Annotated in this window: 7 protein-coding genes; 5 read left to right on the forward strand and 2 right to left on the reverse strand. The window is 39.4% G+C overall.

Translation table 11 applies throughout. The annotated features are described in order from the left end of the window. Positions 1–31: 31 nt before the first annotated feature. From H6H03_RS07335 to H6H03_RS07355, 5 genes are all read left to right on the forward strand, one after another. Positions 32–628: a CDP-alcohol phosphatidyltransferase family protein gene (locus H6H03_RS07335; protein ID WP_190954486.1), complete on the forward strand. Its 597-nt coding sequence runs from the start codon at positions 32–34 to the stop codon at positions 626–628. A gap of 128 nt (positions 629–756) precedes the next feature. After that, positions 757–1470, forward strand: coding sequence for a 2OG-Fe(II) oxygenase (locus H6H03_RS07340; protein WP_190954487.1), 714 nt, complete (start codon positions 757–759; stop codon positions 1468–1470). A gap of 142 nt (positions 1471–1612) precedes the next feature. Next, positions 1613–3283, forward strand: coding sequence for an alpha-amylase family glycosyl hydrolase (locus tag H6H03_RS07345; RefSeq protein ID WP_190954488.1), 1671 nt, complete (start codon positions 1613–1615; stop codon positions 3281–3283). A 1296-nt stretch (positions 3284–4579) separates the two neighbouring features. Continuing rightward, the gene (locus H6H03_RS07350; RefSeq protein WP_190954489.1) at positions 4580–6163 is read left to right on the forward strand and encodes a glycosyltransferase family 39 protein; all 1584 of its coding nucleotides are present in this window, start codon (positions 4580–4582) and stop codon (positions 6161–6163) included. A gap of 332 nt (positions 6164–6495) precedes the next feature. Beyond that, positions 6496–10476, forward strand: coding sequence for a DUF2157 domain-containing protein (locus H6H03_RS07355; protein WP_190954490.1), 3981 nt, complete (start codon positions 6496–6498; stop codon positions 10474–10476). A gap of 306 nt (positions 10477–10782) precedes the next feature. Here H6H03_RS07355 and H6H03_RS07360 read toward each other — a convergent pair whose 3' ends face one another. Continuing rightward, the gene (locus H6H03_RS07360; protein WP_190954491.1) at positions 10783–11112 is read right to left on the reverse strand and encodes an EF-hand domain-containing protein; all 330 of its coding nucleotides are present in this window, start codon (positions 11110–11112) and stop codon (positions 10783–10785) included. A gap of 292 nt (positions 11113–11404) precedes the next feature. Then, positions 11405–12355 carry an NAD-dependent epimerase/dehydratase family protein gene (locus tag H6H03_RS07365; protein WP_190954492.1) on the reverse strand — a complete coding sequence of 317 codons (951 nt, stop codon included), beginning with the start codon at positions 12353–12355 and terminating at the stop codon, positions 11405–11407. Positions 12356–12496 lie beyond the last annotated feature (141 nt).

The following is a 12496-nucleotide window of genomic DNA, read 5'->3' on the forward strand; positions in this document are numbered from 1 at the left end:
TATAAGCTTAAAAACCACATCAAATTCATTTATGACGACAAAGACTTGGGATGCTCAACTTGCTTACTGGCTAGTTCGACCTCTAAAAAACAGTTGGGTAAATCCCAATCATCTGACCACAGTCCGACTGGTAACAGGACTGGCGGCCGCTGTTGCATTGGCAGTTGGCGATAGTATCTGGGCTAACATTGGCACAATGCTTTTTGCTTTATCCAATTTTTTAGACCACACCGATGGTGAATTAGCCCGTTTAAGTGGCAAAAGCAGCAAATGGGGACATCAGTACGACCTTTTGAGTGATGCCATTATCCACATTCTCTTATTTATGGGCATTGGGTATGGCCTTAGGGGAAGTGAACTTGGTTCGTGGGCATTACTTATGGGGATCGTATCTGGCGTATCTGTTGCTTGCATTTTTCATTTGCGAAACCAAATGGAACAGCGTTTAGGTAAAGACGCCACCCGTCAACCGAATTTTGCCGGCTTTGACATTGAAGATGTGCTGTATTTATTTCCCATAGTCACCTTACTCAACGGACTACAACCGTTACTCATTGCAGCTAGTATTGGTGCGCCAACGTTTGCTATATGGGTAATTTGGCAATTTTTGGCACTCCCAGAGTCTTAAGTAAATTAGGAAATGGGGAAGAGGACACGGGGACACGGAGAGGGGGGACGCGGGGAAAGATTTATTGCAAATTGTCCCCGGTTCGTGACATCGGGCATTGATGATTTTAAGTTTTAATTTATTGATTAATGAAACTTCAAACTGAAATTTCTCAAGCCATAGCAGCTGTTGATTATCAAAAACTGAAAGCTGAGTTTCAAGCACACAATGAATTTTTGGTGCTTGAAAACTTTCTTCCTAATTCGATTCTTAATGAGTTTTTGAGTTTGTTGCCATCGTTGCAACCTGCTATCAATCGTAACTATATTCCCAATCATAAAAAAGGCGGTAGTATTAGCCGCTATAGCTTAGATAAGCTAGCGCCGATTTTCGGAGAATTTTATCAATTAAATGCCCTTTTCGACTTTTTCAACGAAATTACTGGGGAAAAACTGCTTCCCTGTCCCGATCGCGATCCCCACACTTACGCGCTATACTACTACACTGAGCCTGGAGATCATATTCAATATCATTACGATACATCTTATTATCGCGGAAAACGCTACACGGTGTTACTCGGTTTAGTTGACCGTTCATCAAGCAAGTTGGAATATCAACTCTACAAGGATATTCCTGAACGGGAAACACAAATGCGATCGCTTTCCTTAACCCCTGGTACCCTAGTATTATTTAACGGTGACAAACTTTACCATAGAGTTACTGCTTTAGGCGAGAATGAACAGCGAATTGTTTTAACTTTAGAGTATGTCACCGACACCCGTATGGGTATGTTAAAACGTTTTGTCTCAAATATGAAAGATGCGATCGCTTATTTTGGTTTTCGCCAAGTCTTTGGACGTTAAAGTTATTAATTTCACTGGATGTTAATCAAAAGTCAAATAAAAAAGACAGAAAAATTTATTACTTGAGAAAGAAGCTACAAATTATTTAATAATAGAAAATAATTTTATTGATTACATTTATAGAAATTCTATAAATTTGGAAATGGGAAATTTAATTGAATTTACCTTGTTCGCTCCTCGTAACCAAGGGGCAGTTTTAATTGGGTCATTTTCTGATTGGCAAGAAATCCCAATGCAAAAAGGCGAAGATGGTTATTTTCGCACTCAAATACAACTAAAAGACGGGGTTTATCAATATAAATTTCGCGTTCAAACTAAAAGTCCCAATTTTGCACCTAATGAATGGATAGATGTTATAGACCCGAAGGCAACAGATGTTAATGAAACAGAAAAACACGCTATAGTGCGAATTAAAGACGGGCAACGTATTGTTGATACTTATGTTTGGCAATATGACGAAATGCTGTTGCCTGATAATCGGGAATTAGTCATATACGAAATGCACGTTGCTGATTTTACTGGTGATGAGGTTGACCCTGATAAGCGAGGCAAATATTTAGGGGTAATTGCCAAGTTAGATTATCTGTGTGAATTGGGAATAAATGCAATTGAATTAATGCCAGTCAACGAATACCCAGGTAACTATAGTTGGGGCTATAAAGTCCGCCACTACTTTGCTACAGAATCTAGCTACGGTTCCACAGAAGATTTAAAACGATTAATAGACGAATGTCATGCTAGAGGCATTCGTGTTTTTATGGATGCGATTTACAATCATACAGACGAAGAATGCCCATTACTGCTGATTGACAGGAATTATTGGTACTACGAACACAAGCATTATCCAGAAGACCCAGATAATTATTGGGGGCCAGAATTTAACTATGATAATTACGACGAAAAATTAAACGTTAAACCAGCATGGAAATACATCGGTGATGTAGTGCAATTTTGGATTCAAGAATATCATATTGATGGCATTCGCTTTGATGCGGTGCGCCAATTGGCTAACTTTGAATTTTTCAACTGGCTGACTAAGCAAGCAAAAAAACATGCCGCATCCAAGCATTTTTATAATATTGCCGAACACATTCCTGATACAAGCACTGTAGTCAAACCAGATGGGCCATTAGATGGTTGTTGGCATGAAAGTTTTCGCTACTTTGTAGTTCCATATATTTGTGGAAAATCATTTGAATTAGAACAATTAAAGGAGATTTTAGACCCTAGAAAACAAGGTTATGCAACTGCCACCAATACGATCAATTATTTGGCAACACACGATCGCCAACGTCTATTGCGAGAATTAGGCGATGCTGGTATCTTTGATGCAGAAGCATTTAAACGAGCAAAGTTAGCAGCAGCCCTGTTAATGACAGCAATGGGTATACCAATGCTGTGGATGGGAGAAGAATTTGGCGAATACCAGCCAAAAAGCGAAAGTGTGACTCAACCACAAAAAATTACTTGGTCATTGTTGACAAGTGACCAGAACCATAATTTATTTAAGTATTATCAAAAACTGATTGCTTTACGCCAGCAAAATCTAGCCCTGCAAAGTGACAATATCGAATTTTTTCACGAAGACACAAACAATAAAGTATTGGCTTACAGCCGCTGGGATAAACAGGATTCTCATATCGTTGTCGTGGTAAACTTTTCTGCCGTAAATCTAACTAAGTACGAAATTCCAAACTTTCCCACTGCTGAGTATTGGCAAGATTGGTTCGGTAACTGTGAAGTGGAAACTCAAGAAGATACTTTAGTCACTGATTTACCAGGCTATACAGCCAAAATATTTGTTTGGCAGTAATCTGAGAAGATGTTTGAAGTTCATCATCTCAATATAATTAGCATTGTCACAAACCTCAAAACCTTTTTTTCGTTTGATACAGGAGTAGTCACTTAGGGCCAGCATTTTAGTATATCTTGATACAGTTTAGAGAAGCCTGTTGTTTCCCCCTAGTTTCCCATCCCTCCACAGAGGAACTTTCCGAACTCAACCGTATTGGAGTATATACAGCAGTTTTCTTTTACATGAGGTACAAAGTCACTGGTTTTGAGGCAGCGCAAAGTCGAGCCACTGCGTTCCTGTCGCCCTGCGTCGGAAAGCAAGTGGCGTTGAGCCGAGGCTTCCTCGGATCAGAACTTTGTAAGAGAGGAGGGAGAAGAATAATTTGATTTCTGAATCCTTGGTGCTGTACCTCATTTAGCAAGAAAGGCAGCTATGCTGAGGGCAGGAGGCTTTTATCGGGAAAGGCAGAGGGCAGGAGGCAGAAGGCAGAAGGAAATTCTAAAGCAAATAAAAGCCCTCAGATGGGACAGAGGGCTTTTGGCAGATATGGTTAGCTAAGGGGGCAAAAATAACAGAACTAATGCAAACACTTGGTATGTTGATGTGGATGCAATAGGTTGCTATGTAAATAAATAGTATCAGATGGCTATCAGATAAGATACTCACATACATCACATGTGCAACATTTAATTACTATTAATGTTAACTTCAGCTAAAACCCTTGAAAATTACCATTCGCTTAGGGTTTCAACAAACCTCAACTTACCTTTAGTTTTAAAGTTGTACGAAGCGTATTTATAGTTTTTTAAGCAAAACTTTATCAAATCTTTTTATCTTTAATAAAAGTATTTCACATTTCACATGACTTGTAATATAGAATATTACAGTGAATATTATATTCAGTGTGCAAATACATCTGCCAAAAGTGCAACTTTATTGAAATTTCTCCTCATGAAATACAATAATTTTCTTCTAAATTTAGATTTAGATATAATTTAATACAGTCTAGTTTTTAGTTAAATAGTTAATTTTTATACCGAACTTAAAATTATTCAGAATTCGTAATTGATCGCCAAGCAATACAAAAGTAAAAAGTTCAAAGTGAAACGGTATGACCCCAGCGTTAAATTTATTTATAGGGATTATATTTTTACTTTTTATTTCTTAATTTACTTGAAAGTGAATTTTTTACATGGCATCAAATAGTATTAAAATAATTATCCATCAAGCATTTTAAGATATCTAACAATGATTTATTGCCAGAAAAACCAAATGTTATTATTTTTTTAAAGTTTTAATAGGATTGGAAACCATATGAAAAAGCAATTGTCACAAAACTGGCTTGTTTCTCAATCTTTGCTCCGCTTTTTAATTATTTTCTTATTAGTAATAGGTGTCTTTTTTCGCTTCGTCAATCTTGACAAAAAAATTTATTGGAGTGATGAAGTTTTATCATCATTACGCATATCTGGATATACGCAGTCAGAAGTTGAAACCAATTTACGTAATGGTAATTTAATCAGCGTAGAAGAGTTATATAAATACCAGTATCCTAACCGCGAAAAAACTACGATTGATGTCATGAAAGGCATAGTCTTAGAAGACTCACATATTTTGCCACTACACGTCTTGCTGGCTAGGTTTTGGGTGAAGTTATTTGGTAATTCTGTAGCAGTGACGAGAAGTTTTTCGGCTTTTATTAGTTTGTTAACCTTTCCTTGTATTTATTGGTTATGTAAAGAATTATTTAGGTCTTCGCTAACAGGGTGGATAGCGATGGCGTTGGTAACAGTTTCGCCTGCTCATGTCATATATGCACAAGAAGCACGAGCTTATAGTTTATGGATAGTAGCTATCTTAATATCCAGTGCAGCACTGCTGCGAGCTATGCGCCTGAAAACGAAGGTTAGTTGGTGCATTTATACAGTAACATTATCACTAGGATTTTATAGCCATATATTTTTTGGCTTTATTGCTTTTGCACAGGCAATTTACGTAGCTATAATTGAACGCTTTCGATTGAGTAAAACCTCAATTTCTTACTTGCTTGCATCGCTTCTAGGGTTTATGACTTTTGTACCTTGGATTTGGATTATTCTGACTAATAGTCACTCAGGTGCAATATCTTGGGCAAATGCAAAACAAAGCTTATTTGATTCAGCTACAAGATGGGCTGGAATTATTAGTCGTGTGTTTCTTGATTTAGGTATTAGCCCTAGCGACTCCAAGGAACTTAAATTTGCCTTAATTCCTTTTATTGGAATTATTTTAACTTTAATTATTTATTCAATTTATGTTCTTTGTCGAAGAAGCCCTAAAAGAGTATGGTTATTTATCTTAACATTAATTGGGTCTGTGGGGCTTCCCCTGGTAATCTTGGATTTTGCGTTTCAAAAGCGATACGGTACTAGTCGATATACACTTCCCTCCATTTTAGGCATACAGTTAGCTGTTGCTTATTTATTAGCAAATAAAATTAGGTTTAGTAATACTAAAATTTTCCAAAAAAAGCTTTGGTCAGTTGCAAGCGTGTTGATTATCATCAGTGGGATCGTATCTTGCGGAATCAGTTCTCAATCTCAGATGTGGTGGAACAAATTTCCTGAAAAATACGAACAATATCCCAAAATAGCCAACATAGTTTCTCAATATGATAAAGCACTTTTAATTAGCGACGGCAGAATAGTTCCCGAAATACAAATACTCGCTCACTTACTTGTTCCAAAGGTGCAATTACAAATTGTTAGTTCAAATAAATTACCAGAAATTCCTAGTGGTTTTACTGATATATTTTTGTTCCTACCTTCTGATTCTTTAAAAGCTGGAATTGAGAAAATTTATAACTTCAAGTTACAGCAGATAGACAAATTTCTCTGGAAAGCCATTAAATCTAGTTAAACCGATAAAAATCGGCTTTTTCCTCCTGCCTCACTTCGGCTACGCGGAAATCGAGCGTACCTTGAGGGGAAGCAAGCTACGCGTAGCGTATCGTAGATAAGTCGAGATTCAGTGAACACCTGCCTCCTGCCTTCTACTTAAAACTAAAATTCAATTTTTAAAGTGAAGTGCTACTACTGTAGGTATCTGAACTTTTCAAGAAGTATTCAGGATATGAGCCATCGAACTCACATTAAAAATTAATATCAATTAGCTCACAATTAGGAAAATTAGAGCAAAAATATACTTGAATCAATCCATGATTTAAGTATATATCTCTATTGCTGCGGCTTATGTCATCGCCCCTTGAGCGCCCGCTAAAAATTGAAATTAGACTTCCATCTTCCCATCCTCACTTACTAGAGGGGCTGGAGATATGGCTACGCTTGGGTTTAATATCCGATTCCCAAGTCAGGCAGCTATGCCGAGAATTTCTCACCTGTACGGTGGTGTTGCAACCTCAGACTCAAGTCAAAACTAAAGTAAAATTTGCAACTTCAGATCCTGTGGAACAGTTGCCTGTAGCCGCTTTACAAGCTAGTAGCCGTAGACAACCGCCAGAAAAACCAGCTCAACCCAGCTTTATCAGCACAATGTTGCAGTCACTAGGGGCAGAATTGAGTGTCCGTTGGCTGCTTTTTCTAGGAGTATTTTTGGTAGTGGTGTCCTCTGGGGTACTGGCTGCTAGTCAATGGGAAAAATTTCCTGCTTCTGGACAGTATGGAGTTTTATTTGCTTATACTTTGAGTTTCTGGGGGTTAAGCTTTTGGGCGACTAGGCAAAACAATTTGAGATTGACAGCTCAGACATTATTAATTGCCACTCTTTTGTTAGTGCCAGTGAACTTTTGGGCTATGGATAGCTTTGGGTTATGGCAAAATCCTTTGAATTGGATTGTAGTGGCGATCGCCTGCCCTACCCTCACTGCTATTACTGTTTTTATCTCCAAAAATCGTACTATTTTTCCCAATTTACATACAGCTAAATTAGCCATAGTAAATATTCTTGGGCTGAGTTATCTGCATTGGGGTTGGCACTTCAAAGAATTTCCCTTAATTGCCGTTTATCTAGCAACGATCGCCACAACTATCATTACCGTTATTGAGAATCGCCAGCCACATCGGGAAAATACAAGCGATCGCCACAATTTAAGTATTAGCTTACACGCTACTGTAATTATTTATGCTTTAATCGTCCTGTTAGTGCGGGCGATTTTTATTGCTGGGGTAAATGTCACGCAGTTGGGTTTAGCTATTGGCATTTGCGGCTGGTTGGTGACTTGGTTGGCACAGCAGGGAAGGGAAGAGGACGCGGCGACACGGGGACGCGGGGACACGGGGAATGTAGAGGACGCGGCGAGGCGAGGACGCGGCGATGTGGGGAATTCTTTCCCCGCGTCAGAGCGTCTCCCACTCTCCGTGTCTTCCCTACTCTGGGAAAGATTCGGTGCGATTTTACTGTTGCTGGGTTGGCTGGTTTCAGTAATTAATTATCCCTGGCAAGCGATCGCTGTGAGTGGTTTGGGTTTGTGGTTTGTGGGAAATCGCTTGCAGCGCTACAGTTTAAAAGTTGACTTAGCGGCAGTTTTCGTTATTGGCTTACAGACAATTTGGCTCTTTTGGCGGTTAGTACCCGATGGCTTACAGGATTTAGCCATCGCTACTGCTACCAGACTCACAAATTCTCAAAATGAACCTTGGGCGTTGCTGGGTGTAGTTTTATTTCCCTACGTAATTTTGATGGTGGCGCTGACAGATCATTTGTATCGCGTCCAAAAACGAGAATTGGCTAGATTTGGCGAAGTACTTACTCTATTATTTGGAACGTTTCTGACAACCATCGCCTTAGTCAATCCTACGTTGCGATCGCTAAATCTGCTATTTTCCACCATCACCCTTACCATCGTCACCAAACGCCGCCCTACCTCATCTCCTCCCCTGGTATACCTAACTCATATCATCGGCGTACTGACATTCTGCTCCTTCATCAGTTGGTTATTACCAACACTCAGTAGAGAAGCCTGGGCAAGTATTTTATTAGCTGTAATGGTTGCAGAATGGATATTTAGCCTGGGAAATGGAATATGGCGACGTAGTGCATGGGACATCGGTTTAGGACTAGCCGCAGTTAGTTTTTTGCTGTTGTGGATGAATGCAGAATCATCTTGGTACGGTATGGCTGACAGTAGAGCTAATTGGGGAGTTATTTGGCTAGTTACGCCCATAGCTCTCACGGGTGTTGCCAATCGCACAAATATAGAGAATCGGACTATTAACTGTTACTTAAGTATTTTGGCTGTGGGAATTGCCCAGTTACTTACTTTACAGGTTCCAGGAACCAGATTAATCGGTTTGGCGGTGGGTGCTGGGCTAATGTTCGTAAATACGCGCTATTTGCGAAACCAAGTATCTGCGGCAATTACGGAAGGATTTGTTTTAAGTTTTATTGGAATGCTGCTGTGGACGGGTGTGCCTGGTTTGCCTCGTTTGGCGGTGGCTGGTTGGTTTGTTGTGGGAGCGATCGCCACTTTGAGTTTATGGTTAATCCGCACAGCACTTAGGCAACGCGGTAACGAATTAGCACTTGTTTATGCAGCCGCTAGCGATAAATGGGCGATCGCTTTGTGTGGTTATCAGTTGTTTGCTTTGACGCTGCACTCAGTCCTGATTTACCGAGGGGTGGCTAATTCCGGATTTTTGTACTTACTTGCCACTGGTATCATTTTGGCAGGCATTGTCTATCGCAGTTGGCGACAACCAACAAATTGGGCATTTTATGGCATTGGCTGGTGTTTGGAATTGTTGACAGCCCAGGCGTTAGGATTTGGGGAGTTATCGATTATTAGAATAGCGATCGCTAATATCGCCTTGGGTTTACTTACTCAGCTTGTAGGAGAGTGGTGGAAACGACGACATCAATTACAAAGCTTGCCTAGTAGCTTTCACATTCTGCCCATAATTTATGGTGTATTTAGTGTATTTTTGCGTGTAAACACCTTCACCGATTGGACGGGTTTGTGTTCCTTGGGTGTAGCTTTAATTATCATTGGCGTGGGGCGACGCCAGGAAGACTTTAAACCTTTGGTGTATTTAGGAATCATTGGCGTATCAATTTCTGCCTATGAACTTTTGTTTTATCAAATGTTACAAGTTTCAGGAGGAGCATTAGGCGATGGATTGATTGCCATGTCTGCCCTTGGTACTACTATCATGTATGCCTATCGCATTCTCTCCCGTTGGCTGATGGGCTACTTACGTTTAACTGCCCAAGAACTCAAAGGCATAGCGGATATCCACTGGGCTTGGAGTAGTTGCTTATTAATCCTTGCTATTGCCCTTCCCATTGGAGTTAACCGTTTGGTGGGATTGGGAACTGGTGTATTTTTGGTTAGGTATGCGATTTTTCAGGGAAAGCGATCGCCCCAATCCTCCGTATCTCCAACATGGCGGATAACAATAGATGAACTTTGGGTTTACCTGGGTTTGTTAGAGGCGGGTTTCTTCAGTATTTTATTGCAGGAAATTCCAATAGGGCGTCTATTTGCTACACAATTACTACCTTGGAATGGTGCGATCGCCTCTGTAGTCGCCTATTTTCTGTATATTCTACCTTGGGAAAATTGGGGTTGGTCTAAAAGACCTTGGCAACAAGCTGCATACGTTTTACCACTAATAATTTTATGGCAAACTGCACTGCAAGTTTACCCAATTACTCTAGTACTCACCGCTGGATATTACATCTTTTTAGCAAAAGTAGGTGAAAACATCCGTTTTACCTATATTAGTGTAGCCTTGGTTGATTGGGCGCTGTACCGTTGGCTTTATAGCTTCTATCTGCGCGAAGCTTTGTGGTACGTAACACCACTTGGGTTATCACTACTTTATATAGCTCAAGTAGATACGCAACTGAAACTACCAGAATCTAAAATAGTTCGTCACAGCCTGCGGTTGCTAGGTAGCGGTGTAATTTGTGGCTGGGCAATTTTATTTCATCAAGACACGCCTTGGATTCCGGGAATTTTTAGCCTCATCGCCATTTTTGTCGGATTGGCTTTGCGAGTACGGGCTTTTCTCTACATTGGTACAGCTACTTTTGTAATTACTACTATCTATCAATCAGTAATCTTCAGTTTGCAATACTCATTTTTAAAATGGGTTGTTGGCTTGCTAGTCGGTATTCTACTGATTTATATCGCCGCCAACTTTGAAACCCGCCGCGCCCAAATAACTTCCCTAATTCGTAATACCATTGATGAATTGCGATCGTGGGAGTAATTTACTATTACATTTAACACAGGACATATTTATCATGTTGACCGAAAAAAATCACGATACTTTTTCAGAAAGCAAAAAACACTCCCTAGAGCAAAAGTTTGCGATCGGGGAGTGAGTAATAATCCACATTCTGCACTTCATCGTGTAATACAGGTAGATTTCCAAAATTTGGTTAACAATGTTTACATAAACATCAAGAATTGCCAATGATTTTAACTATTAATCCTGAGCAACTTAACCATTATTACGTATTACGAATAATTCTTGAAAATCAAAATAATACATTTTGAAGCGCCAAATATCAGTTTAAGCTCCTAATTTTTTTTTCAACTCTTCAAAGCTCACCTTGTTGTCACCATCTGAATCAAGTATGTCTAATGCTTCATCAAACTCAGAATTGTATGGATTAAGGTTCAGCGAATCAAAGAATATTTTGCCTTGTATAGCATCAAACTGCTTATAATCGCTTTCCTCTATGAAACCGTTTTTATCGGAATCAGAAATCTGAAAAAATAGTTTTAATTGTTCTTCTGGCAATGAAGCAGCAATCGCAGGAGATAACAAGAATGTCAAGCTGCTTACAACAAATGCCAAAAACACTAACATCAGTCGTGTAATTCTGGTGATATTTTTCATGATTTTTGTTGGGTAATTAGAAAGTCACGAGGTAAACTAGCACGATAGCAAAATAAAATACAAGGACAGTTAAGACAGTTAAGACAATTAATAAATACTTAATAAAATTTTTAGATTTCATAATGGAGTCATCGTGCCATTTCACAAAATTTTTGATCCAAATGACTTTTGTTTCTCCCCCTGTCTCAAGAGCCTCTCGTACCTAGCTAAATTCATCCCACTGTTCTGCAACACCCCAAAATTTTGAATTCTCCAAATGGGTTGACAGTTAACCGTCAACCCTCAACGAACCTTAGCAATACAAAGACTTAATCCATTGCCATTCCTTTGTTAAACCTTCTGTTAGGGAGACTTGCGGCTGATATCCGAGAAGTTTCTGGGCTTTAGATATATCAGCAGCAGTGTGACGGGCATCTCCCATCGCTTTTTCTATGTGATTTCTTTTGATTGGCTTGCCAACGATTTGTTCGATTGTATCCAGAACTTCTGCTAAAACCACCCGACTCCCGCCGCCGATATTAAAGATTTCTCCCACGGCTGCGGGGGCGATCGCTGCTGCTAAATTAGCAGCGATAATATCACTCACAAAGGTAAATTCCCGCGTTTGCTGTCCGTCACCGTAAATCGGAATTGCTTCATCCTGCAAAATCGATTTAAAAAATTTATGAAATGCCATATCTGGGCGCTGTCTGGGGCCATAGACTGTGAAATAGCGTAATGAGACAGATGGCACGCCAAAGTTTTTATGATATAGCTTACACAAAAACTCACCCGCTAGCTTCGTAATACCATAAGGAGAAACCGGTTGGGGACAAATTTCCTCATGCGTAGGTAAAGTTTCCGCATCACCATATACACTCGATGAAGAGGCAAACACTAACCTTTTGAGGTTTTTAGCATCTTTGGCAGCTTCTAGCAAGATTTGTGTAGCGTTAACATTTCGTTCTGTGTAACTTGCAAAACCTTTACCCCAACTTGCCCTGACACCCGCTTGTGCCGCTTGGTGATAAACTACATCCACATCTTCGAGGAGTTGATGCCAATCTAAAAACTGAATATCTGCTTCAATTAATGTAAAGCCCCGCACTCCATTTAAATGTGCAATATTTTTATACTTTAACATCGGATCGTAGTAATCATTGAATTCATCAATTCCAATGACTTCTTCTCCTTGTTGCAGCAATGTTTCTGTTAGATGGGAACCAATAAAACCGGCGACTCCAGTGACGATAATTTTACCCATGTTGCCTATTTTTTGATATTTTAATTAATCTCTACATTCACAGGTTAATACTTGTAACCAATAATCGTCATTACCTAAGAAGGTTTTTTTTACTCATGATTTCAATGGTCAAAAGTCATTAAAAATACTTAAAAAATAATT

Origin of the sequence: Nostoc paludosum FACHB-159, assembly GCF_014698835.1 — a bacterium.
In the GTDB taxonomy this organism is placed as follows: domain Bacteria; phylum Cyanobacteriota; class Cyanobacteriia; order Cyanobacteriales; family Nostocaceae; genus Nostoc; species Nostoc paludosum.